The sequence below is a fragment of the Frondihabitans peucedani genome (assembly GCF_039537585.1).
GTDB classification, from domain to species: Bacteria; Actinomycetota; Actinomycetes; order Actinomycetales; family Microbacteriaceae; genus Frondihabitans; species Frondihabitans peucedani.
In genome coordinates, this window is sequence record NZ_BAABAU010000001.1 from 1,569,358 (window position 1) to 1,593,794 (window position 24,437).

Sequence of the window (24,437 nt, forward strand, 5' to 3'; positions counted from 1 at the left end):
CACCGGCTGGGAAGGTTCGACGGCGCAGGGCGTTGACTTACGGAGTCGCCCCTGACGGGCGACGACCGAGAAAGGGACCATCCGATGACCACAGAAGCACTCCCCGCACAGGATGCCGGCACCTTCGCCCTCGGCGGCGATCTCACCATCAACCGACTCGGCTTCGGCTCCATGCAGCTGACCGGCCCCGGCGTCTGGGGCGACCCGAAGGACCCCGACGAGGCCGTCCGCGTGCTCCGCCGCGCCGTCGAGCTCGGCGTGAACTTCATCGACACCGCCGACTCCTACGGCCCGGCCGTCGCCGAGCCCCTCATCGCCAAGGCGCTGAAGCCGTACGCCGACGACCTCGTCATCGCCACCAAGGGCGGCCTCACGAGGTCCGGCCCGAACGAGTGGCCGCCGGTCGGCCGCCCGGAGTACCTCCGCCAGCAGACCGAGATGAGCCTCCGCTGGCTCGGCCTCGAGCGGATCGACCTCTACCAGCTGCACCGCGTCGACGCGAAGGTGCCGCTCGAAGACCAGGTCGGCGAGCTGAAGAAGCTGCAGGACGAGGGCAAGATCCGCCACATCGGCCTGAGCGAGGTCTCCATCGACCAGCTGAAGCAGGCGCAGGAGGTCGCGGAGATCGTGTCCGTGCAGAACCTCTTCAACCTGACCGACCGGTCGTCCGAGGCCCTGCTCGACCACTCCACCGAGAACGGCATCGCCTTCATCCCGTGGTTCCCGCTCGCCACCGGCCAGCTCACCGGCGAGGGCAGCCCCCTCACCGAGCTGGCGGAGAAGAAGGGCGCCACCCCCGCGCAGCTCGCGCTGGCCTGGCTGCTCAAGCGCTCGCCCGTCATGCTGCCGATCCCCGGCACCTCGTCGGTCGACCACCTCGAGGACAACCTGCGCGGCGCCCAGATCCAGCTGAGCGACGCCGAGTTCGAGGAGCTGTCGGCTCTCAAGTAAGACCCGCACGGACAGAGGCCGGGCACGGGATCCTGCGATCACTCGCGGATCGCGTGCCCGGTAGTCTTGCGCGGTGACAGACATGAGCCTCCGCCTCCCCACCAAGCGCTTCCAGGCGGTGCTGGACCTCGGGCCGAAGACGGCTGCGAAGACGCCGCCGCCCGCCTCCCTCGGAATCCCCGACCTGTTCGGCGACTGGGACGACGAGACCGGGCAGTCGAGCCTCGCGGTCGAGTTCGCGAGCGGCCAGATCCACCTCGACACCGTCGACGGCGGCATCGACTACCACTTCCACCGCGGAAACGGCGAGGACACCGACCGGAGCCCCTGGCCGCGGAGCGTCGGCGACCAGGTGCTGAACTGGGCGTCACTCCTGCTGGCCGACTTCCACCAGCGGATGCCGGACCTCCTCGAAGACCTCGAGGAGGCGGCGGCCTGGAGCGACGAGGGCTTCGACCTCTACGTCTGCGAGGTGGAGGAGCCGACGCAGCTCGACCTCCTGACCGTCGACATCGAGGGCGAGCTCCTCACCCTCCCCTGGCTCGGCTCCGGCCACGTCGACCACGAGCACATCGACGGCGACCACCACCCGATCGCCCTGCTCTGGACGTCGGGCGACGGCACCCCCGACCTCCCGATCGCCGAGGCGCGGCTCGATCCTGCGACCGAGCTCCCGGTCACGTCGGCGCGCCCCGGCATCGACTGGACCGAGGTGGGAATGCCCGCCGACGAGGTGCTCTCGTGGCTCGAGGGCATCTACCTCAACCACCACGTGCTGCCCGACGCGGTCGGCACCCTCCTCACGGCGGCGCTCGAGCGCATGGGCGGCATCGAGCGGCCCGCCTAGGGCACGACGCCCCGGGCAGACGCCCAGGGCTCGACGCCTAGGGCACGATCACGGCCCGGCCGCGGATCGAGCCGCTCGCCAGATCGGCGTACGCCCTCGGGCCGTCGTCGAGCGAGTAGGGCTGGACCTCGACGTCGACCTTCCCCGCACGGGCGAGGTCGAGCACCTCGATGAGCTCGTTCCGGTAACCCCAGTAGGGGATGCGGACGGCGACGTCGTAGTTGATCGTGCCGAAGCCGAAGGCGACCTCACCCCCTCCGATCCCGACGACGGTGACGTCTCCCTCGACGGCGGCCACCGAGACGGCCAGCGGGATCGTCGCCTTCGCGCCGACGAAGTCGAACACGGCGTCGGCGCCGACGCCGCCGGTGAGCTCCAGGATCCTGCCGACCGCTGTCTCGTCGCTGATCAGGGTCTCGTCGGCCCCGACGTGCCGGGCCAGCTCGAGCTTCTGGTCGTTCACGTCGAGCACGATCACGCGGGCGCCGGAGAGGGCCTTCAGGATCTGGATGCCCACGTGTCCGAGACCGCCCGAACCGATCACGACGGCCGAGGTGCCGGCGCCGAGCTTCGGCAGCGAGCGCTTGATCGCGTGGTACGGCGTCAGGCCCGCGTCGGTGAGCGAGACGTTCTTCACCGGGTCGAGGTCGCCGAGCGGCACGAGGTGGCGCGGGTCGTCGACGATCATGTACTCCGCCATGGAGCCCTGGTTGCCGAGCCCGGGCGGACGGATGCCGAGCGCCGCCGCGTTGGTGCAGTAGTTCTCGCGTCCCATCGAGCAGTTGCGGCAGTAGCCGCATCCCCAGGGCCCGTAGACGGCGACCGCGTCTCCGACCGCGACCGTGTCGACGCCCTCGCCGAGCTCGTGGACGATGCCGGCGCCCTCGTGACCGAGGGTCATCGGGAGCGGGTAGCCCTGCCCGAGGTACTCCTCCTCGGAGAGGCCCATGACGTAGTCGTCGGAGTGGCAGACTCCCCCGGCCGTCACCTTCAGCAGCACCTGACCGGGCCCGGGCCTCGGGATCGGGATGTCGACGACCTCGGGTGCCTGTCCGATGGCGACGTAGCGCAGGGCTCTCATGTCGGTCTCCTCGCTTCTCTGCGGGACCGGCGGGCGGCTGCGGTTTTAGCCGACACATGTCGCGCACTCCCGACGTGCCCATCCTGCACCCGCCCGCCGGGAGCCGCCCGCGAGATCAGGGGACGATCAGGTCGATCACCCAGACGACGCCGAAGCGGTCGCGGAGCTTCCCGTAGAGCGGGGACCAGCCGGACGGACCCAGATCCTGCTCGATCTCGGCTCCCTCGCGGAGACCGGCCCAGAACGTCTGCACCTCCTCGGCCGTCGCGCAGCGGAGCGAGAGGTACAGGCTGTTGACGCCCTGGTCGTAGGCGAGGCCGCGCTGGACGTCGTAGGCCATCACGACCAGGCCGCCCGGCGAGGTCAGCTGGCCGAACAGGATCTCGTCGGTCTGCGCGGGATCCTGCGCCGCCTGGGCGTCGCCGTAGGTCACGAGTGCCAGGTCGCCGCCGAGGACGGAACGGTAGAAGGACAGCACCTCCCGGGCCTGGCCACGGAAGTTGAGGTGGGGAGCGAGTGATGTATGCGTCATGGAGAGCACGCTTCCAGCAGAAGCGGTCAGTTCGTGTCCTGTTCTTCGGCGACACTGGTTCCATGCCCGCTTCGTCACGGATGCTCACCGTCCTGTCGCTCCTGCAGGCGAGGCGCGACTGGCCGGCCCGCGTCCTCGCCGAGCGGCTCGACATCAGCGAGCGCACCGTGCGGCGCGACGTCGACCGGCTCCGCGGGCTCGGCTACCGGATCCGGGCCGTCAAGGGCCCCGACGGCGGGTACCGCCTCGACGCGGGCTCGGAGCTGCCGCCCCTCCTCTTCGACGACGACCAGGCGGTCGCCCTGGCCGTGGCGCTCCAGAACGCAGCGGTCGCAGGATCCGCCTTCGGCGAGCCCGCCCTCCGCGCCCTCGCGGCCGTGCGTCAGATCCTGCCGAACCGCCTCCGGCACCGGATCGACGGGCTGCGCTTCACGGCCGTCCCGACGGGCGTGCCGACCGACGCCGTCGACGCCGACGTGCTGCTCGCCGTCAGCGCGGCGGTCCGCTCGGGAGAGGTGCTGCGGTTCGACTACCGGTCGCCCGAGACCGCGGGAGACGCGTCGCCCGCCTCACGCGATCTCCCGCCCGGCCGACGAGCCGAGCCCCACCACCTCGTGGCGCGGAACGGCCGCTGGTACCTCGTTGCCTACGACCTCGACCGGGGCGACTGGCGGACCTTCCGGGTCGACCGCCTCTCGCCGAAGACCCCGACCGGTCCGCGGTTCGCGCCGCGGGAGGTGCCGGGCGGAGACGTCGCGCGCTTCGTGTCCGCCCGGTTCCGCGGCGGCAGCAGCGACGCGGCGGGCGGATGGCCGTGCACCGGCACCGTGATCCTGCGCGCCGCCGCGGCCGAGCTCCGGCCCCACCTCGCCGACGAGGCCCTCGACGAGCTCGACGACGGCCGGTGCCGCGTGACGCTCGGCTCCTGGTCGTGGGTCGCCCTGGCCGGCAGGATCGCGCAGTTCGATGCCGACTTCGAGGTCGTCGGCCCGCCCGAGCTCGCGCAGGCCTCGGCCGCCCTGGCCGGCCGCTTCTCAGCCGTCGGAGAACGGCGTCCACAGGACGACGCCGTCCACTAGGAACGGACCCTGGAGCGTGCCAGACTTGGACGAGCGCCGTGCGGCTGAGCCGCTCGACACCGCGGGCCAGAGACGCTCCGCACACCTCACACCATCGAGCTCTCCGCTCTCGAAGGGATCCCCCCGGCTTCGTGAACACCTCTGTCTCGCGCGATTCGTCGCGTCTCACCGCCACCCCCGGCCTGCTCTTCGATCTCGACGGCGTCCTGACGCCGACGGCCGAGGTCCACATGAGGGCCTGGTCGCGGCTCTTCAACGACTTCCTCTCGGCGAGGGGCGACCAGCAGCCCTACACCGAGCGCGACTACTTCGAGCACGTCGACGGCAAGCCTCGCTACGACGGCGTCCGCGACATGCTCGCCAGCCGCGGCATCACCCTGCCCGAGGGCACGCCCGACGACTCGCCCGACCTCGAGACCGTCTGCGGCCTCGGCAACCGCAAGAACAGCGTGTTCGCGGCCGAGCTCGACGAGAACGGCGTGGAGCCCTACCCCGGGTCGGTCGCGTTCCTCGACCGGGCCATCGCCCTCGGCTACTCCGTCGCCGTGGTGTCGAGCTCGCGCAACGCGGTCCCGGTGCTCGAGGCCGCGGGCATCCGCGACCGCTTCGACCACATCGTCGACGGCGTGGTCGCCGCCGCCGAGGGGCTGCCCGGCAAGCCGGCGCCCGACACGTACCTCGAGGGCGCCAGGCGGCTCGGACTGTCCGCCGCCGAGTGCGTCGTCGTCGAAGACGCGCAGTCGGGTGTCGAGGCCGGACGCCGGGGCCGGTTCGGCCTCGTCCTCGGAGTGGACCGCGGAGTGGGGGCTGCCGCTCTGCTCTCGAACGGAGCAGACTTCGTCGTCGACGACCTCGCCGAGGTCGTCGACTCCCTGGCCCAGCAGCCCTCCCCGACCACCACCGACTCCACCACAGCACCGGAGCACTCCGAATGAGCGTCATCACCGAAGACCCCCTCGACCGCAACCGGTTCCCCCTCGACGAGTGGTCGTTCATCGAGTCCGAGTTCGGCCCGAACGACCAGGGCGTCGCCGAGACGATCTTCGCCGTCGGCAACGGCTACCTCGGCTTCCGCGGCAACCTCGACGAGGGCCGGGGCGGCCACTCGTACGGCACCTTCATCAACGGGTTCCACGAGACCTGGCCGATCCGTCACGCCGAGGAGGCCTTCGGCTTCGCGCGCGTCGGCCAGACGATCGTCAACGTCCCCGACGCCAAGGTGATCCGGCTGTACGTCGACGACGAGCCCTTCGTGCTCGCCGAGGCCGACGTCCTCGCGTACACGCGCCGCCTCGACTTCCGCGACGGCTACCTCCTCCGCGAGATCGAGTGGCGCACCCCCTCGGGCAAGCGCGTCCTCGTGACCAGCCGTCGTCTCGTGTCGTTCACCGACCGACACCTCGCCGTCATCGACTACGAGGTCACCATGCTCGACGCCGACGCGTCGGTGCTGATCTCGTCGCAGATCCTCAACCGGCAAGACCTCGGCGACGAGTACCACGCCGGCATGCGGGCCGCGGCGACCTTCGACCCCCGCAAGGCCGAGTCGTTCTCGGAGCGCGTGCTCCAGCCGATGATCAAGAAGAACCGCGACAGCCGCTACATCCTCGGCTACCAGACGACGAACTCCGGCATGACGGTCGCCGTCGGCGCCGAGCACGCGCTCGAGACCGAGAACGAGTGGCAGCAGTCGTCGCAGATCGACGACGACATCGCCAAGCACGTCTACCGGATCAAGGCGAAGGCCGGCCAGAAGGTCGGCTTCACCAAGACCATCACCTACCACTCGTCGCGCGGCGTGCCGCCCCGCGAGCTCGCCGACCGCTGCGACCGCACGCTCGACCGCGCCCGCGAGACCCCCGTCGCCGAGATCTTCGACGCCCAGCGCGCCTGGCTCGACGACTTCTGGATGCGGAGCGACGTCGAGCTGCCGGGGCACCCGATCCTGCAGCAGGCGATCCGCTGGAACATCTACCAGCTCGCGCAGGCGACCGCCCGCACCGACGGTCAGGGCGTCGCCGCCAAGGGCGTCTCGGGCTCGGGCTACGGCGGCCACTACTTCTGGGACACCGAGATCTACGTCATGCCGTTCCTGTCGTACACGGCACCGAACGTCGCGCGGAACGCGCTGCGCTTCCGCCACGGCATGCTCGACGCGGCCCGCGACCGGGCGCGCGAGCTCAACCAGCGCGGGGCCCTCTTCCCGTGGCGCACGATCAACGGGCTCGAGTCGAGCGCCTACTACGCGGCAGGAACCGCGCAGTACCACATCGACGCCGACATCGTGCACGCGCTGATGCAGTACGTGGCCGCGACCGGCGACGAGGACTTCCTCGCCCGCGGCGCCGTCGACATCCTGGTCGAGACCGCCCGCCTCTGGGCCGACCTCGGGTTCTGGCGCTCCAACGGCGACCAGAAGTTCCACATCGACGGCGTGACCGGCCCCGACGAGTACACCACCGTCGTCGACGACAACCTCTACACGAACGTGATGGCCAGGGCGAACCTCTGGTCGGCCGTCCGGATCTGCGAGGAGCTGATGGCTAACGATCCCGTCGCCTACGAGCGCATGGTCCAGCGGGTCGGGCTCCAGGAGCACGAGATCCGCGGATGGCGGGCAGCTGCCGACGCGATGGAGATCCCGTTCGATCCGCACCGCGGCATCCACCCGCAAGACGCGCAGTTCCTCGACAAGGAGCTGTGGGACCTCGACTCCACTCCGGCGTCGAAGCGCCCGCTGCTGCTCCACTACCACCCGCTGGTCATCTACCGCTTCCAGGTGCTGAAGCAGGCCGACGTGGTGCTCGCGCTGTTCCTCCAGGGCGACGAGTTCACGCCCGCCGAGAAGCGCCGCGACTTCGAGTACTACGACGCGCTGACCACCGGCGACTCGACCCTCTCGGCGGTCGTGCAGTCGATCATCGCCGCCGAGGTGGGGCACCACAAGCTCGCTCGCGACTACTTCCTGTCGTCGCTGTTCGTCGACCTGGCCGACCTGCACCACAACACCTCCGACGGCGTGCACGTCGCCTCGACCGGAGGCATCTGGAGCGCTCTGACCTTCGGCTTCGGCGGCATGCGCGACCACTCCGGCCGTCTGACGTTCAACCCGCGCCTCCCCGCCGACTGGGAGCGCCTCACCTACCGGATGACCGTCAAGGGCTCCAGGATGCGCGTCGACGTCACGCAGCGCGACATCACCTTCACGATCGAGGAGGGCACCGCCGTCACCGTGCACGTGCACCACGAGAAGGTGGAGGTGGCGGCCGGCGCCTCGGTCACCGTCGAGCTGGCCAACCAGGGCCCGCGCCTCGAGACGGCCCCGCCGACGACGAGCGACCTCCGCGGCATGCTCCGCGCCGACGGCTCGGTCGTGACCGCGTCGATCCCGACGGTGTCGCTCGACCGCAGCGAGGTGGACGCCGACGTCGCGACCTGATCCGGCACACGCGTCGCTCTGACGAGGCGGCGGCTGACGCGGGGCGACCCGCGCGGGCCGCCGCCTCGTCAGCGTCCGGCAACCTCTCGTTCACGCGGCATCAGCAGACTCTCTCCGGCCCACGCCACCGAAGCCCGAGGGGATCCACCATGAAGCGTCCGAAGATCGTCGCCACCACCGTCGTCGCGGGCTCGCTCGCTCTCACCCTCGGCACCGCGGGCGCAGCGTTCGCCCACCCGGCGTCGCCCGCCGGAGCGCGGACTGAAGCGACGGCCGCCTCGGCCCACCGGCCCGCCGTCGCGAAGGACGACTCCTACCTCGTCACAGCCGGCAGGAGACTCTCGTCTCACGGGAGCGTGCTCCGCAACGACTCCGGCAGCGCCACGATCGTCTCGCACACGACGACGGCGCACGGCACGCTGTCTCTGGCGCAGGACGGCTCGTTCACCTACCAGCCCGACGCAGGATTCACCGGGGTCGACTCGTTCGACTACACGACGAACGACGCTGTGAAGCTCTACGACACCGATCTGAAGCCCCTCGCCACGATCGGCGGCGTGAAGATCACCGGCGGCGCCTACGGCTCGTCGTTCACGCCGGTGCCGGGCTCGAAGACGGAGTTCTACGGCCTGACCGACCGCGGCCCGAACGTCACCGCGGCCGACGGGACGACGAAGATCGAGCCGCTGCCGTCCTTCGATCCTGCGATCGGGAAGTTCAAGCTGGCCGGGACGAAGGCCGTCCTCGAGAAGCGGATCCCTCTCCGCGCCGCCGACGGGCACGCCTACAACGGCCTCGTCAGCACGGAGGCCTCGACCGGCGAGACGATCGAGGACCTCGACGGGAACGTCCTGCCGAAGAGCCCCTACGGCTACGACTCCGAGGGCCTCGTCGCTCTCCGCGACGGGACCTTCTGGGTCTCCGACGAGTACGGCCCCTACATCACGCACTTCGACCGCACCGGTCGGCAGATCGAGCGGCTCTCGCCGCTCGACGGCACCCTCCCCGCCGAGCTCGCGCAGCGCGTCGCCAACAAGGGGATGGAGGGCCTGACCGTCACGCCCGACGGGAAGACCCTCGTCGGAATCATGCAGTCGGCGCTCCAGACGCCGGACCTCGCCGCGAAGCCCTCCAAGGTGGCGCCGGTCCGGATCGTGACCTACGACCTCCGCACCCACCGGACGCACGAGTACCTCTACCTGCTCACCGATCCCAAGACGAACTCCGGGGCCGTCAGCGAGATCACCGCGCTCTCCGCCACGCGCTTCGTCGTCGACGAGCGCGACGGCGCCTTCGAGCCGAACGCGTTCAAGCGGCTGTACGAGATCGACCTCGCGGGTGCCACCGACGTCGGGCCGTCGTCGACCGTCGCGGGTGCCCGCTACGACGCGAGCCGGGGCGGTCTCCTCGTCGGCCCGTCGCAGCAGTCGATCGAGGCGTTCGCCGGCACCGCCGACACCGCGACCGCGACGACGCTTCTCGGGGGCGTCGAGATCGCGCCGGTGTCGAAGGAGATCGACGTCGACCTCGGCGCCCTCCTCACCCGGCTCGACCCGACCGGCGGATTCTTCGGCCACGACAAGGTCGAGGGCGTCGCGACGACCGACGGCGGCACGACCCTGGTCGTGTCGAACGACAACGACTTCGGGATCGACGGCGTCACGAACACCGAGGCGCCGTACGCGCTGCACGCCAAAACCCTCCCCGACGGCACGCAGGACGACGGGCAGTACCTGTCGATCGACACCACCCGGGTCGACGACGCGTCGAGCACCGCGACCGTGAGCATCTTCGTCACGCCGAGGGACGTCCACGGCTTCCACTGAGGCTGACGCCGGTCCATCGGGTTCGGACACGGGCCACTGATCGGCTCGCGCGATTGTCTGACAATCTGCTAGCTTGTCTGACAATGGACGTCGTCGAGGTCGCGCGCGTGCCTGCGGCGGTCGCCGAGGCACTCCGCTCCGACGTGCTCGGGGTGCGGATCCTGCCCGGCGACCCCGTGACGGAGGCGGCCGTCGCGGCCCGCTTCGGCGTCTCGCGCCCGACCGCCCGCGTGGCCATCGACCAGCTCGTGGCCGCCGGGCTCTTGCGGCGGGAGCCGAATCGCGGGGCACGGGTGCCGATCCTGAGCCGAAACGACATCGTCGACCTGTACGACAACCGGGCCCTCGTCGAGGGTGCCGCCCTGGCCGCCCTGGCGCGTCGGGGCTCGGTGCCGGATGGCGCGATCCTGCACAACCGGGCCCTCGCCGACGCCCCCGACGACGCGTCGTTCGCGGCCGACGACATCGCGTTCCACCGCGCCCTCGTCGAGGCCCAGTCGAGCCTGCGGCTCGCTCGCATGCACCAGGGCCTGATGGGCGAGATCGAGCTCTGCATCGGGCAGGTGCAGGCGAACGCCCTCTGGCGACCGGCCGACATCGCAGCGCAGCACGCGCGCGTGCTCGACGCGGTCGTCGCCTCCGACCCCGAGCTCGCGGCCCGGCTCGTCCGCGAGCACATCCTCTCGTCGCGCGACCGGCTGCTCGAGCACGTCGACGCCCGACACGATCCGTCCCTTCTTCCATCCCACCCGGAGGCCATGCAATGACGCAGCGACAATTCCCCAAGCCCGCAGAACTCGTCGAGTACATGCGGTTCAAGAAGCCCGACCTCGACTTCAAGCGCAACCGCCTGCAGTCGGCGCTCACGATCGCCGACCTCCGCGCGATCGCGAAGCGCCGCACCCCGAAGGCGGCGTTCGACTACACCGACGGCTCGGCCGAGGGCGAGATCTCGATCGCCCGCGCGCGCCAGGCCTTCGAGGACGTCGAGTTCCACCCGCAGGTCCTGCGCGACGTCGCCGCCGTCGACACGACCGCCACCGTGTTCGGCGCGACCTCGGCGCAGCCGTTCGGCATCGCTCCCACCGGCTTCACCCGCCTCATGCAGACCGAGGGCGAGACCGCCGGCGCGGGGGCAGCGGGAGCGGCCGGGATCCCGTTCACGCTGTCGACACTCGGGACGACCTCCATCGAGGACGTCAAGGCGGCGAACCCGGTCGGCCGCAACTGGTTCCAGCTCTACGTCATGCGGAACCGCGAGATCTCGTACGGCCTCGTCGAGCGGGCCGCGGCCGGAGGATTCGAGACCCTCTTCTTCACGGTCGACACCCCGGTGGCAGGCGCGCGGCTCCGCGACAAGCGGAACGGCTTCTCGATCCCGCCGCAGCTGACGCCCGGAACGGTCCTCAACGCGATCCCGCGGCCGTGGTGGTGGATCGACTTCCTGACGACCCCCAAGCTCGAGTTCGCCTCGCTCGCGTCGACCGGCGGCACCGTCGCCGACCTCCTCGACTCCGCGATGGACCCGACGATCAGCTTCGACGACCTGCGGATCATCCGCGAGATGTGGCCGGGCAAGCTGGCCGTCAAGGGCGTGCAGAGCCTCGACGACGCGAAGAGGTTCGCCGATGCCGGCGTCGACGGCATCGTGCTGTCGAACCACGGCGGCCGGCAGCTCGACCGGGCGCCGATCCCGTTCCACCTGCTGCCCGACGTGGTGCGCGAGGTCGGCGGCGACCTCGACGTCGTCGTCGACACGGGGATCATGAACGGCGCCGACATCGTCGCCTCGATCGCGCTGGGGGCGAGGTTCACGCTCGTCGGGCGGGCCTACCTGTACGGCCTGATGGCCGGCGGACGGGCCGGCGTCGACCGCATGATCGCGATCCTGTCGGAGGAGATCACCAGGACGATGAAGCTCCTCGGCGCGCACTCGCTGGAGGAGCTGACGCCGAGCCACGTGACGCAGCTCGAGCGGCTGGCGCCGCGGGCGCGCTGACCCCGACGGGCTGCCGCCGCGCCGCTGCCGCGCCGCCGCCAGAAGTACGTTCTGACGTCGGAAGTACGATCCAGACCGTACTTCCGACGTCAGAACGTACTCGGAGCGGACTGACGCGCCGACCGGCCGCCGATCAGAGGCGCTCGGGGTCGAGGTTGATGTCGGTGTCCTCGTAGAGGTACTGCCGCGAGTCGAACGCCTCGAGGCCGCGGTTCAGCCAGAGGAGGTCCTTGACCGAGATGCCGAACCGCGCGGCGACCACGGCTGTCGTGTCTCCCCCGGCGACGCGGTAGCTCCGCGGTGCGCCGGTCGCGGTCTTCGCGGTCACGATCCCGGATGCGAACTGCCGCGCCCCGTGGTCCGCGGGGTGGACGTTCGTCTTCCGCACGGGCACGTGCCACGAGACCGGAGTGACGACGAGCACCTTGTCGCTGCCGATCTCGGTCGGGACGGACGCACCCGGATCGGCCGAGGAGTAGGTCACGAGGGTGCCGAGCCCGCCGGGGTTCCCGACGTCGAGCGACGCGGTCGAGCTCGGAGCGGGAGAGGCCCCTCCGAGCGCGTGGTTGCCGACGCCGTGGTAGGTCAGCCCGTCGCCGATCCGGGGCGCGACCTCGAGCAGGGTCACCGACACGGGCACCGGAAGGGTCGAGCGCACCGACGTGTACTGGGCCGAGTAGGTGTCGTCACCGTCGGACACCATCCGGTAGTGGAAGTGGATGCTGCCCTTCGGCGAGGCCACGTCGCCCTCGGCGACGACCGTGCCCTTCGGCACCGGCACCAGCACCGGGTCGGGCAGGGCCGCCTCGGTGGGCGCAGCGGTCGCGAGATGGGACCGCGCAGGATCGGCCGACCCTGCCCCGCCCGACGACCCTGCCCCGCCCGACGACCCGGCCTCGGCTGACGCACCCGGCGCCGGCAGCGGTGACGAGCCCCCGGGGCCGTCCGTCGCGGATGCCGAGGCAGGGTCGGTCGCCGAGTCCGACGCCGGGGCCGAGGAGTGCCGCGTCGAGTGCTTCCGGTCGCGTGCGGAGTCGCCCCCGCCGATCGCGAAGCAGCCGGTCAGCAGCAGTGCCGCCGCCGCGCCCACGGCCGTCGTCGCGATCAGTCGCCGCGTGATCCTGTGCGTCTTCGTCCCCATGCTCGTGCTCCCCCCTCCCGGCAGACTAGCCGAGCGGCGCCTGGCCCGGCATGTACCGCACGGGCGGGTACGCCGCCCGGACGAGAGCCCGCAGCGCCTCGAGCGACGACGACCGCGGCACGAGGCCGGCCGCCCGTGCCTGCACGAGCACGTTGCCGATCGCCGTCGCCTCGACCGGGCCGGCGAGCACGACGCGGCCGGTGCGGTCGGCGGTGAGCCGGCAGAGCAGGTCGTTCTGCGAGCCTCCCCCGACGACGTGCACCGTCGTGATCCTGCGCCCGGAGAGGACCTCGGCCTCGTCGAGGGTCTGCGCGTAGGCGGCGGCGAGCGACTCCAGGATGCTGCGGACCACCTCGGCGCGGGTCGCGGGCGGCCGGACGCCGTGCTCGACGCACCACTCCGTGATCCTGCCCGGCATGTCGCCCGGGGGCGTGAAGCGGGGGTCTGCGGCGTCGAACACGGCCACCGGTCCCTGCACCTCGGCGGCGGCCGCGAGGAGGGCGGCGAGGTCGCTGGAGCGCGAGGCGTCGGAGGCCGCGGCGTCCCACGTCCGCATCGACTCGCTGAGGAGCCACAGCCCCGAGATGTTCTTCAGGAAGCGCACCCGCGAGTCGACGCCGCCCTCGTTGGTGAAGTTCGCGGCTCGGGCCGCGTCGGTGACGATCGGCGCTTCGACCTCGAGTCCGACGAGCGACCAGGTCCCGCTCGAGATGTAGGCGTCGTGCTCCGAGTCGAGGGGCACCCCGACGACGGCCGACGCGGTGTCGTGCGAGCCGACGGCGGTCACGGGGATCTCCCGCCCGCCACCGAGCGTCGCGCGGAGCGACGGCAGCAGTCCGCCGAGGCCCGTGCCCGGGTCGACGAGCGGCGCGAGGAGACCGGGCGACACCCCGACGACCCGCAGGATCTCCTCGTCCCACCCCGCGCCCCCGGCGGCAAGCATCCCGGTGGTCGACGCGTTCGTCCGCTCGGTCACCGAGGCACCGGTCAGCCAGCGGCTCACCAGGTCGGGGATCAGCAGCACCTCGTCCGCGTGATCGAGCGTGCCGGCGACGCGATCGGCGGCGAGCTGGAACACCGTGTTGAAAGGGAGGTGGGCGAGGCCGGTCCGGCGGTAGAGCTCGTCGGCCGGCACCGCCGCGTGCACGGCCCTGACGCCGGCCGCCGTGCGCTCGTCGCGGTAGTGGTAGGGGAGCCCCCCGAGGCGTCCGCCGCGGAGCAGCCCGTAGTCGACCGCCCACGAGTCGACCCCGATGGACGCGATCGCAGGATCGAGGCGCGCAGCCTCCGCGAGCCCGTCGCGGATCGACTGCCAGAGGCCGAGCACGTCCCAGTGCAGTCCCTCGGCGCCGTCGCCCTCGGGCACCGCGACGGGCCGGTTCGCGAACCGGGCGACGTGCTGCAGGCGCAGCCCGCCCGGGGAGACGTGTCCGAGGACGACGCGTCCGCTCGTCGCTCCGAGGTCGACGGCGGCGACGGTCCCCGACCGCCCGCCACCCGTGCTGTCCACGCCTGCTACCGCAGGAACGCGGCTGCGACACCCGCGTCGACCGGGATGTGCAGGCCGGTCGTGTGCGACAGGTCGCCCGCCGTCAGCACGAACACCGCGTTCGCGACGTTCTCCGGCAGCACCTCCCGCTTCAGGAGGGTGCGCTGGGCGTAGTAGGCGCCGAGCTCCTCCTCGGGGACGCCGTAGACCGCCGCGCGCTTGGCACCCCAGCCTCCCGCGAAGATGCCCGAGCCGCGGACGACCCCGTCGGGATTGATGCCGTTGACCTTCACGCCGTACTCGCCGAGCTCGGCGGCGAGCAGCCGCACCTGGTGCGCCTGGTCGGCCTTCGTGGCGGAGTAGGCGATGTTGTTGGGGCCGGCGAAGACGGAGTTCTTCGAGGAGATGTAGACGATGTCGCCGCCGAGCTCCTGATCGATCAGCACGCGCGCCGCGGCCCGTGACACGAGGAACGATCCCTTCGCCATGACGTCGTGCTGGAGGTCCCAGTCGGCGACGGTCGTCTCGAGCAGCGACTTCGACAGCGACAGGCCGGCGTTGTTCACGACGAGGTCGAGCCCGCCGAAGGCGAGCAGGGTGGCGTCGACGGCGGCCTGCACGTCGGCCTCGCTGGTCACGTCCGCCTGGACGCCCACGGCCACGTCGGTCGAGCCGAGATCGGCGGCGGCAGCCTGCGCCTTCGCGAGGTCGAGGTCGGCGATGACGACGCACGCCCCCTCGGCCGCGAGGCGGGTGGCGATCGCCTTGCCGATCCCGGAGGCGGCGCCTGTCACGAGGGCGATCCGGGAGGCGAGGGGCTTCGGCTTCGGGCGGCGCTGCAGCTTGGCCTCCTCCAGCGACCAGTACTCGATCCGGAACTTCTCGGCCTCGTCGATCGGTGCGTACGACGAGATCGCCTCGGCGCCGCGCATGACGTTGATCGCGTTGAGGTAGAACTCCCCGGCGACGCGGGCGGTCTGCTTGTCGGCGCCGTACGAGAACATGCCGACGCCCGGGATCAGCACGATCGCGGGATCCTGCCCACGGACAGCCGGCGAGCTGTCCGTCGCATGCCGGTCGTAGTACGCCTGGTAGTCGGCGCGGTACTCGTCGTGGAGCGCTGTCAGGCGCTCGACCTGCTCTTCGAGCGTGGAGGCCGGCGGCAGATCGAGCAGCATCGGCTTGACCTTGGTGCGCAGGAAGTGGTCGGGGCACGAGGTCCCGAGCGCCGCGAGCCGCGGGTGCTCGGCGTGCGACAGGAACTCCAGCACGCGCGGGTCGTCGCTGAAGTGGCCGACCTGGGCGCGGTCGGTCGACACGAGCCCGCGCAGGATCGGCGCCAGCGCGGCCGCACGCGCTCGTCGCGCCTCGGGGTCGAGCGGCTCGTATCCCGGCAGCGCGGCGCCGAAGGGTTCTGGTCGACCGTGCTCCTCGATGTAGGCCGCGGCCGTCTCGATGATCCAGAGGGAGTTTGCCTCGGCCTCGTCGGACGTGTCGCCCCAGGCCGTGATGCCGTGACCGCCGAGGATCGTGCCGATCGCGTCGGGGTTCGCCGCCTTGATGTCGGCGATGTCCTGTCCGAGCTGCCACCCCGGGCGGCGCCACGGCACCCACACGACGCGGTCGCCGAAGATCGTCGCCGTGAGAGCTTCGCCGTCGGCGGCGGTCGCGATCGCGATGCCCGAGTCGGGGTGCAGGTGGTCGACGTGCGCGGCGTCGACGAGGCCGTGCATGGCCGTGTCGATCGACGGCGCCGCCCCGCCCTTGCCGTGGAGGATGTAGTCGAACGCCGCGACCATCTCGTCCTCGCGGTCGACGCCCGGGTAGACGTCCGCCAGCGCGCGGAGCCGGTCGAGCCGGAGCACGGCGAGGCCGCCCTCCGTGAGCGTGCCGAGATCGCCGCCGGAGCCCTTGACCCAGAGGAGTTCCACGGGTCGGCCCGTGACGGGGTCGATCTCGGTGCCCTTGGCCGACGTGTTGCCGCCGGCATAGTTGGTGTTCCGGGGATCGGAGCCGAGCCGGTTCGACCGGGCGATCAGGTCGGCGGCGGCCGAAGGGACGTCGGCGGCGGCCGAGGGGACGGTCGTGTCGCTCATGCTCAGGCGCTCCAGCTCAGCTGCGTGCCGCCGACGCGCTCGGCGGCGATCCTCTCGGCGTGGCCCGACCGGGCGTAGGCCTCCATGGGGTCGGCGGGAAGGCCCCGCGACTCCCGCCACGAGGCCAGCGCCGGGCGGACGTCGGTGTAGAAGGCGTCCATCAGGATCCCGTTCGCCCCGAGGACGTCGTGCTCCGCCTGCGCAGCGGCGAGAGCGGCCCGGTCGACGAGGAGAGCCCTGGCCGTCATCTCCTGCACGTTCAGCACGCTGCGGATCTGCCCGGGGATCTTGTCCTCGACGTTGTGGCACTGGTCGAGCATGAACTGGACCGGCGACGAGGCCTCCAGCCCGCCGCCGTTCACGACTTCGAACAGGATCCGGAACAGCTGGAACGGATCCGCCGCCCCGACGATCAGGTCGTCGTCCGCGTAGAACCGCGAGTTGAAGTCGAACGAGCCGAGCTTCCCGAGGCGGAGGAGCTGCATCACGATGAACTCGATGTTGGTGCCCGGCGCGTGGTGCCCGGTGTCGAGGCAGGTGTACGCCTTCGGCCCGAGGGCGCTGACCTGGGCGAAGCTGGTCCCCCAGTCGGGCACGTCGGTGTGATAGAACGCCGGCTCGAAGAACTTGTACTCGAGCACCAGGCGCTGGTCGTCGCCGAGGCCCGCGTAGATCTCGGCGAGGGAGTCGGCGAGGTGGTCCTGCCGCTGACGGAGGCTGTCCTGGCCGGGGTAGTTCGTGCCGTCGGCGAGCCAGATCTTGAGGTCGCGCGATCCTGTCTCGGTCATGATCTCGAGGCAGCGCAGGTGGTGGTCGATCGCCTTCCGGCGCACCGCGGCGTCCGAGTGCGCGAGGCTGCCGAACTTGTAGGCGTCGTCCTGGAACGTGTTGCTGTTCACCGTCCCGAGGCGCACCCCGAGCCCCTCGGCGTGCGACTTCAGGGCCGAGAAGTCGTCGACGAGGTCCCACGGGATGTGGAGCGCGACCGCCGGCGCGAGGCCGGTGAGCTCGTTGACCTTCGCGGCGTCGGCGATCTTCTCCTCGGCGCTCCGAGGCGTTCCCGGGGTGCCGAAGACCTTGAAGCGCGTGCCCGAGTTGCCGAAGGCCCAGGAGGGCAGCTCGATGGCCTGCCGTTCCAGGGTCGGGACGATGTCGGCGAAGGTTGTCATGCGCTGTCTCTTCTCTTCACAATCAGGCGGTTCAGAATCGTGCGGTTCAGATCTGGACGAACGGGACGTCGAGGAGCCGGGCGGCCGCTCGGATGTCGTGCGCTCGATGCCCCAGGGCGAGCGACCAGTGGTGGCCGGTCCCGGTGGCGGACCACTCGTCCACCCATTCGCCGGGGTCGCGGCCGAAGTCGACTCGGGAGGTGGTGTTGCCGATGGCGAGCAGCGGGCCCGGAACGACCTCGCCCTCGGAGACGATGAAGCTGAACCGGCCGTCGATGCCCTGCCCGAGCGAGAGCAGAGTCACCGGTCCGGGCGTCACGTCGAACTCCACGCTCACTCCCCTTCCGGCCTTGCCGTGGTAGACGCCGAGGCCTCGGAGCAGCGGGTCGCGAGAGCTGACCGCCAGGTGGGCAGGACCGTCGTGTCCCATCTCGACGACGTCATCGAGGAAGTTCAGCCCTTGGATCTCCGTGAACGAGCCGCCCGCGCCGAGAGTCTGCGTCGCGAGCATCGCGATGCTCGTGCGCAGCTCGTACTCGCCGACGACGGGGACACCGCTCGCCGTGAGCAGGGACGCCCCCAGGATCATTCCGGCGCCGAGCTGCTCGTGCACCTCACCGCCCGCACCCCGGTGGTAGTAGGCGAGGGAGTCGAGGGCGAAGTCGTCCACCAGCCGGTCGAGAGCGACCGAGACGCGAGCGCTCCACGCCAGGCTCTCCGCGTCGACAGAGTCGTCGAGGGTGAACACCTCTCGGGCGAGGGCGACGCGATCGGCTTCCTCCGCCTCGGAGACGCCCTCGGTGCGGACCCGGAGGTCGTCGAACTCGACGACCTCGACATGAGACCCGAACTGCGTCGAGACGAGGGTCAGGTCGGTGGAGACGTCGAGCATCCCGGGATACAGATGGCCCATGAGGCCGTGGCGAGCTCCACGGAGCACCCCGCGGACGGCTGCCGCGGATATCCACTGCTGGATCCTCCGCCACGCGCTCTCCTGGCGGAGCCAGCCGCTCACCGACTGGAAGGGGATGCCGGCACGACGGAAGACGTTCGCGACCTCGGGCACCGCGCACTGCCCGCAGTAGGCGAGCCACTCGCCGGTGCCGAACGTGGCGTGATCCATCGACTCGGTGGGCTGCAGGTCGATGACGAGCACGGGGGTCTTCGTCTTCTGCGCGATGGGCAGCACCATCGACGAGGTGAGGTAGGTGGTGAGGAACATGACGATGACGTCGCAGTCCCTCACTCGGAGCTCTTCGGCAGCACGGGCGGCGTCCTGGGCGTCCGAGATGAAGCCGACGTCGACGACCTCGGCGTCGAGATCCGAGAACCGCTGGGAGACGTAGCGCGCCGACTCCTCCAGCTGAGGCAGGAGGGTGGGGAACTGGGGCCAGTAGGTGCCGAGTCCGCCTGCGATGAGGCCGACTCGGGGCTTGCGGCGAGGCCTCTCACCCGGGAGGCGGGAGATGTCGGGAGGCGGGGTCATGATGCGGGTGTCTCCTTCGATGCCGATGCTGACGCCGACGCCGACGCCGACGCCGACGCCGATTCCAGTTGGGACTCGAGGTGGAAGATGGGCGTGAGCTGCTCGGTCGGGTTCTGAGGGTCGACGAAGAACGGAGCCATCGACGCTTGCCAGCGCGCATCGACGTCGGTCGCCGACATGGCGCGCCGGGCCGCGTCGAAGTCGTCGGTCTGGAGGCAGCCGACGACGAGACCGCGGCCGTCGGAGAAGAGCGAGTAGTCTTTCCAGCCGGTCGCCTTGAGGGCCTCGAGCATCTCGGGCCAGACGGCCGCGTGGATCGTCTCGTACTCGGCCAGTCGCTCGGGCTTCACCCGGAGCAGGAAGCAGATGCGGTGCACTGTGGATCCTCGGGGTCGGTGCCCGGGGCCCGCGTCGGTCGACGCGGACCCGGGGCGGTCGATCAGAAGTCGAACTTGTCGATGTTCGCGGCCGTGAACTCCGTCGGCGGACCGACGATGACCGTGTTGTCGGCGCCGACCTTCAGAGTTCCGAGCGATCCGGCCTTGAAGGTGTCGCCCTCCTTGCCGGTGATGGTGCCGGCGACGAGCGCCTTCGCGGCGTAGACGGTCGCGGTGCCGATCTTCGCCGGATCCCAGAGCGCGAACTCCTTGACGGTGCCGTCCTTGACGTACTGGCGCATCTGATTGGGCAGGCCGAGTCCGGTCAGGATGACCTTGCCCTTGTACGACGAGGTCGACAGGTAGCGGGCCGTCGCCGCGATGCCGACCGTCGTGGGCGAGATGATGCCCTTGAGGTTCGGGTACGACTGGAGCAGGCCCTGGGCGACCTGGAACGACGTGGTGTCGTCGTCATTGCCGTAGACGGTCGTGACGAGCTTCATCTTCGAGTACTTGGGGTTCGAGGCGAGCTCGTCCTTCATGTACTTGATCCAGGAGTTCTGGTTCGTCGCGTTCGCCGTGGCCGACAGGATCGCGAACTCCCCCTGGTAGTCGATCTGCTCGCCGAGCTGCTTCAGCTCGACGAGCCCGACGTCCTTCGCCACGACCTGGTTGATGAACAGGCTGCGGCACGACTTGTCGGTATCGGAGTCGAACGTGATGATCTTCGCGCCGCCGGCCTTGGCCTGGTTGAGCGCCGAGCACACCGCGTTCGGGTCGTTCGCCGCGATCGCGATGACGTCGGTGTGCTTCTGCGTCAGCGTGTTGATGTAGCTCACCTGCGAGGAGGCGCTGGCGGTGTTCGGGCCGACGACCGAGTAGGCGTCGCCGGTGGCCGCCGCCGCCTTCTTGCCGCCGCCGAGCTCGACGTCCGTGTACGGGTTGTTGAGCTGCTTCGGGACGAAGGCGATGCTGATCTTCTTGTTCGCGCCTCCGCCCGAGCCGCCCGCCGATCCTGCCCCGGAGCAGCCGGACAGGGTGAGCAGGACGGCGGTGGCCGCCGCGGCCGTGAGGAGGATCGTGCGTCGCGCCGGGCGCGGGCCTCGATCGGTGATTCGGGACAACTTCATTGTTCTTCCTCTCTGGGGGAACGGCGCCGGGTGCTCGGCGCCGCCTGGATCAGGTGGCTGGGGCGTCCGCGAGCCGGGCGCGTGCCCGGCGGTCGCGGGCGGCCACGAAGCGCGCGGACACGCTCGGGGCGACGACGGAGAGCACGAGGAGTCCGCCGGTGACGATGGTCAGGGCGGTGTCGGGCAGGCCGCCGAGCTGGAGCGAGTAGTTCACGGTGCGGATGATCAGCACGCCGGCGACGACACCGACGATGCTTCCCGAGCCGCCGAAGATCGAGACCCCGCCGAGGAGGACGGCGGCGACCACGCTGAGCTCGAGGCCCTGCACGCTGTCGCTCTGAGCGCTCGAGTACCGCAGCACCCAGAACAGGCCGGCCGCGCTCGAGATCACGCCCGACGCGACGTACAGCCAGAACTTCGAGCGGTTCACCCGGATCCCGACGAAGCTCGCCGCCTCGGTGGAGTAGCCGAGCGCGAACAGCGCCCGGCCGAAGGGAGTGAAGTGCAGGATGACCGCGAAGACGGCCACGACGACGAGGACGAAGACCATGACGGTCGGCACCCCGATGCCCGGGATGCTCGACGTCGCGAACGTCGTGAGCGACACGGGGAAGTCGGCCACGGCGTTGTCGCCGATGACGACCAGCGCGAGACCGCGGAAGAGCGCCAGCGTGCCGATGGTGACGGCGAGCGACGGGAGCCCGACGACGGCGATCAGGAACCCGTTGAAGGCGCCGCACGCGGCCCCCACGATCAGGCAGATCACGAACATCACGGCGATGTTCCCGTGCGAGCCGGACTGGTGCCAGAGCACTCCGAGGAGTGCCGCGGAGAGACCGGCCGTGCTGGCGACCGACAGGTCGATCTCGCCGGTGATGATGATGAGCGCCATCGGCATCGCCATGAGCAGGATCGGGATCGCGTCGATCAGCAGGAAGCTCACGGTCGTGACCGACGCGAAGTAGGGCACGAAGATCGCGGCCAGGATCACGATGAGCACGAGGGCGTAGACGATGGTCGCGTCGCGGGAGCGGAGCAGCCGTCGCCCGGTGCGGCGGGGGGTCGGTGTCGTCGCGGGGGCCGCCGCCGCCTCGGCCCGGGTCTTCGTGTCAGACATTCTTCGCCTCGCTGACTCGCAGCCGCCGCGCGTTGCGGACGGAGATGATCTTGGTGATGAGGATCGCGGCGATGATGAGCACGCCGACGATCGCCTGCTGCCAGAACTTGCTGACGTTCAGCGCCGCCAGCGCACCGGTCATCGTGGTGAGGAGCACGGCGCCGATGGCCGCGCCCGCCACGGTTCCCGAGCCCCCGAAGATCGCGACGCCGCCGACGACGACCGCCGCGACGATCTGCAGCTCGTAGCCGGTGCCGGTGTCGGCGCCGACGGAGTTGAACCGCGACGCGTAGAGCACGCCGGCGAGCCCCGAGAGGGCGCCGCTGGCCACGAAGGCCGTGATGACGCGGGTCCGCACCCGGATGCCGAACAGCTCGGCGGCCACCGGATCGGAGCCGATCGCGTAGAGGTCGCGGCCCGAGCGGGCGCCGAACATGTACAGCGCGAAGACGACCGTGACGACGAGGGCGATGAGGGCGAGCAGCGGGACGCCCGCGACGACCTGCACCGAGAGGTTCCCGAACTCGGGCGGGTCGTTGCCGACGAAGTACTGCGTCGACCCCGCCCACGCGTTGTTGATGCCGCGGAAGATGTAGAGGGTGCCGAGGGTGATGACGAGCGCCGGCACCTTGGCCGTGGTGACGATGAGGCCGTTGACGGCTCCCAGGATCGCGCCGAGCACGATCCCGACGAGGAAGATGCCGATCAGCGGCATGCTGGGCACGGCGCTGTAGACCGCGCCGGTCGAGAACGCCGTGAGGCCGAGGATCGACCCGACCGACAGGTCGACGTTGCGCGTGATGATCACGAGCGCCTCGCCGACGGCCATGACGACGAAGATCGCCGCGTTCAGGAGGAGGTCCTTCGTGCCCTGCGGCGTCAAGAATCGCGGGTTCGCCACGGTCGTCACGACGAGCAGGATCGCGAGAGCGGCGAAGACCGAGAACTCGCGGGAGGCGAAGGTGCGACCGATCCCGCGGGCGACGGGGCTCGAGGCCCGGCGAGAGGCGGGCGGGGCGTCGATGGTGGTGGCGCGGGTCATGCTGCCGCCTCCGTTCCGGGCTGGTCGGCGTCGTGGGTGGCGGCATGGAGGATGAGCTCGGCGGTGGCGTCGGCGCGAGCGATCTCGGCCGTGATCCTGCCCTCGTGCATCACCAGGATGCGGTCGGCCATGCCGAGGACCTCGGGCAGCTCCGACGAGATCATCAGGACGGCGATCCCGCGGCCGGCGAGTTCGGAGATCAGGCGGTGGACCTCGCTCTTCGTGCCGACGTCGATGCCGCGGGTGGGCTCGTCGACGATGAGGAACGACGGGTCGGTGGCGAGCCACTTGGCCAGCACCACCTTCTGCTGGTTGCCGCCCGACAGGGTCGAGACGGGGAGATCCTGCGACCCGGTCTTCACCTGGAGGCGCCTGGACCACTCCTCGGCGGACGACAGCTCGGCCTGGCGCGAGAGGAGGCCGAAACGGGCGAGCTGGTGCCGGAGGGTGAGCGTCGTGTTGCGGGTGACCGAGAGGTCCATGACGAGGCCCTGCTTGCGGCGGTCCTCGGGAACGAACGCCATGCCCGCGTCGATCGCCGCCTGGGGCGAGCGCGGCTTGAGCGGCTTCCCGGACATCGTCACCGTGCCGGAGTCGTAGCGGTCGACGCCGAAGACCGCGCGCGCGACCTCGGTGCGCCCGGCACCGACGAGCCCGGCCAGGCCGACGATCTCGCCGGCTCGGACGTCGAACGAGATGCCCGAGAAGACACCGGCCCGCTCGAGGTCGCGGACCGACAGCACGACGTCGCCGATCTCCGCGTCGACTTTCGGGAACAGTGACGAGATGTCGCGGCCGACCATCTCGCGGACCAGGGCGTCGACGGTGATGTCCTTCGCGTCGTGCGTGGCGATGTAGGCGCCGTCCCGCATGACCGTGATCGTGTCGCAGAGCGAGAAGACCTCGTCGAAGCGGTGGGAGATGAACAGGATCGCCGCCCCCTGGTCGCGGAGGCTCCTCGCGACGGCGAACAGGCGGTCGACCTCGACCCCGCTGAGGGCCGCGGTCGGCTCGTCCATGACGAGCACGCGCGCGTCGAGCGAGATGGCCTTCGCGATCTCGATGATCTGCTGGTCGGCGATCGAGAGGCCCTCGGCGGAGCGGTCGGGGTCGATCGGCACGCCGAGCCGCTCGAAGAGGACAGCCGCCTGGCGGCGCATGGCCGGCCGGTCGACGAATCCGAGGCGACCGCGCGGCTGGCGGCCGATGAAGATGTTCTCGGCGACGGTGAGGTCGGGGAAGAGCGTCGGCTCCTGGTAGATGACCGAGACCCCCGCCGCCTTGCTGTCGGCTGCGTCGCGAAACGCGACGGTCTCGCCGCGCATCTCGATGACACCCGAGTCGGGCTGGTAGATGCCGGCGATGGTCTTGACCATGGTCGACTTGCCGGCGCCGTTCTCGCCCACGAGGGCGTGGATGCGACCGGCCTCGAGGGCGATCGTCCCATCCGCCAGAGCCACGACCGGGCCGAAGGACTTCGTCACGTGTCGAAGCGCGAAGGTGACCGGGGCATCGGTCACGGGGGTGCTCGTCATTGAGTGGTACCTAACGTCATCGTCGGGATTGAATCGTTTTAGTGGAGCGATCGCTCGAACTCTAGGACCACCTCGCGGCGGGAGTCAAGCATTGAGCGCAG

General features: G+C 70.6%; 20 protein-coding genes. 8 read left to right on the forward strand and 12 right to left on the reverse strand.

Going from position 1 to position 24,437, the window contains the following annotated elements:
• Window positions 1-84 precede the first annotated feature (84 nt).
• Both ABD733_RS07195 and ABD733_RS07200 read left to right on the forward strand, forming a co-directional pair.
• Window positions 85-951 carry an aldo/keto reductase gene (locus ABD733_RS07195; RefSeq protein WP_344794517.1) on the forward strand — a complete coding sequence of 289 codons (867 nt, stop codon included), beginning with the start codon at window positions 85-87 and terminating at the stop codon, window positions 949-951.
• Between the two features lie 73 nt (window positions 952-1,024).
• Window positions 1,025-1,798, forward strand: coding sequence for a hypothetical protein (locus tag ABD733_RS07200; RefSeq protein WP_344794519.1), 774 nt, complete (start codon window positions 1,025-1,027; stop codon window positions 1,796-1,798).
• A gap of 37 nt (window positions 1,799-1,835) precedes the next feature.
• On the opposite strand, the gene ABD733_RS07205 is transcribed toward ABD733_RS07200, so the two are convergent.
• Together ABD733_RS07205 and ABD733_RS07210 are read right to left on the reverse strand one after the other, a co-directional pair.
• Window positions 1,836-2,879, reverse strand: coding sequence for an NAD(P)-dependent alcohol dehydrogenase (locus ABD733_RS07205; protein ID WP_344794521.1), 1,044 nt, complete (start codon window positions 2,877-2,879; stop codon window positions 1,836-1,838).
• Between the two features lie 115 nt (window positions 2,880-2,994).
• Window positions 2,995-3,411 carry a VOC family protein gene (locus ABD733_RS07210; RefSeq protein ID WP_344794523.1) on the reverse strand — a complete coding sequence of 139 codons (417 nt, stop codon included), beginning with the start codon at window positions 3,409-3,411 and terminating at the stop codon, window positions 2,995-2,997.
• Window positions 3,412-3,473: 62 nt separating this feature from the next.
• Here ABD733_RS07210 and ABD733_RS07215 point away from each other — a divergent pair, with 62 nt between their 5' ends.
• The 6 genes from ABD733_RS07215 to ABD733_RS07240 all read left to right on the forward strand — a co-directional run bounded on the left by ABD733_RS07215 (window position 3,474) and on the right by ABD733_RS07240 (window position 11,754).
• Complete coding sequence (locus tag ABD733_RS07215; RefSeq protein WP_344794525.1) at window positions 3,474-4,490, forward strand: helix-turn-helix transcriptional regulator; 1,017 nt, start codon at window positions 3,474-3,476, stop codon at window positions 4,488-4,490.
• Window positions 4,491-4,621: 131 nt separating this feature from the next.
• Window positions 4,622-5,425, forward strand: coding sequence for an HAD family hydrolase (locus tag ABD733_RS07220; RefSeq protein ID WP_344794527.1), 804 nt, complete (start codon window positions 4,622-4,624; stop codon window positions 5,423-5,425).
• Complete coding sequence (locus tag ABD733_RS07225; protein ID WP_344794529.1) at window positions 5,422-7,929, forward strand: glycoside hydrolase family 65 protein; 2,508 nt, start codon at window positions 5,422-5,424, stop codon at window positions 7,927-7,929. Before ABD733_RS07220 ends, ABD733_RS07225 begins: the two co-directional genes overlap by 4 nt.
• Before the next feature lie 149 nt (window positions 7,930-8,078).
• Entirely contained in the window at window positions 8,079-9,755 is a 1,677-nt protein-coding gene (locus tag ABD733_RS07230) for an esterase-like activity of phytase family protein (protein WP_344794531.1), read from the forward strand.
• An 83-nt stretch (window positions 9,756-9,838) separates the two neighbouring features.
• On the forward strand, window positions 9,839-10,522 hold the full coding sequence (locus ABD733_RS07235) for a GntR family transcriptional regulator (RefSeq protein WP_344794533.1): 684 nt from the start codon (window positions 9,839-9,841) through the stop codon (window positions 10,520-10,522).
• Window positions 10,519-11,754 (forward strand): alpha-hydroxy acid oxidase, encoded by a 1,236-nt coding sequence (locus ABD733_RS07240; RefSeq protein WP_344794535.1) that lies wholly within the window; start codon window positions 10,519-10,521, stop codon window positions 11,752-11,754. The genes ABD733_RS07235 and ABD733_RS07240 overlap by 4 nt, the downstream gene beginning before the upstream one ends.
• Before the next feature lie 133 nt (window positions 11,755-11,887).
• Here the strand turns inward: ABD733_RS07240 and ABD733_RS07245 are convergent, their stop codons facing one another.
• The 10 genes from ABD733_RS07245 to ABD733_RS07290 all read right to left on the reverse strand — a co-directional run bounded on the left by ABD733_RS07245 (window position 11,888) and on the right by ABD733_RS07290 (window position 24,336).
• Window positions 11,888-12,895, reverse strand: a complete 1,008-nt coding sequence (locus tag ABD733_RS07245) for a LysM domain-containing protein (protein ID WP_344794537.1) — start codon at window positions 12,893-12,895, stop codon at window positions 11,888-11,890.
• A 25-nt stretch (window positions 12,896-12,920) separates the two neighbouring features.
• Complete coding sequence (locus tag ABD733_RS07250; RefSeq protein ID WP_344794539.1) at window positions 12,921-14,405, reverse strand: rhamnulokinase; 1,485 nt, start codon at window positions 14,403-14,405, stop codon at window positions 12,921-12,923.
• 5 nt (window positions 14,406-14,410) lie between these two features.
• Window positions 14,411-16,480: a bifunctional aldolase/short-chain dehydrogenase gene (locus ABD733_RS07255; RefSeq protein ID WP_344794541.1), complete on the reverse strand. Its 2,070-nt coding sequence runs from the start codon at window positions 16,478-16,480 to the stop codon at window positions 14,411-14,413.
• 2 nt (window positions 16,481-16,482) lie between these two features.
• On the reverse strand, window positions 16,483-17,649 hold the full coding sequence (gene rhaI, locus ABD733_RS07260; protein WP_344794542.1) for an L-rhamnose isomerase: 1,167 nt from the start codon (window positions 17,647-17,649) through the stop codon (window positions 16,483-16,485).
• A 46-nt stretch (window positions 17,650-17,695) separates the two neighbouring features.
• On the reverse strand, window positions 17,696-19,135 hold the full coding sequence (locus ABD733_RS07265; RefSeq protein WP_344794544.1) for an L-fucose/L-arabinose isomerase family protein: 1,440 nt from the start codon (window positions 19,133-19,135) through the stop codon (window positions 17,696-17,698).
• Entirely contained in the window at window positions 19,132-19,512 is a 381-nt protein-coding gene (locus ABD733_RS07270; protein ID WP_344794546.1) for an L-rhamnose mutarotase, read from the reverse strand. Before ABD733_RS07270 ends, ABD733_RS07265 begins: the two co-directional genes overlap by 4 nt.
• A gap of 62 nt (window positions 19,513-19,574) precedes the next feature.
• Window positions 19,575-20,642 (reverse strand): rhamnose ABC transporter substrate-binding protein, encoded by a 1,068-nt coding sequence (gene rhaS / locus ABD733_RS07275; RefSeq protein ID WP_344794548.1) that lies wholly within the window; start codon window positions 20,640-20,642, stop codon window positions 19,575-19,577.
• Between the two features lie 49 nt (window positions 20,643-20,691).
• Window positions 20,692-21,759, reverse strand: coding sequence for an ABC transporter permease (locus ABD733_RS07280; protein WP_344794550.1), 1,068 nt, complete (start codon window positions 21,757-21,759; stop codon window positions 20,692-20,694).
• Complete coding sequence (locus tag ABD733_RS07285; protein ID WP_344794552.1) at window positions 21,752-22,801, reverse strand: ABC transporter permease; 1,050 nt, start codon at window positions 22,799-22,801, stop codon at window positions 21,752-21,754. Before ABD733_RS07285 ends, ABD733_RS07280 begins: the two co-directional genes overlap by 8 nt.
• Window positions 22,798-24,336, reverse strand: coding sequence for a sugar ABC transporter ATP-binding protein (locus ABD733_RS07290; protein WP_344794554.1), 1,539 nt, complete (start codon window positions 24,334-24,336; stop codon window positions 22,798-22,800). The genes ABD733_RS07285 and ABD733_RS07290 overlap by 4 nt, the downstream gene beginning before the upstream one ends.
• Window positions 24,337-24,437: the final 101 nt, after the last annotated feature.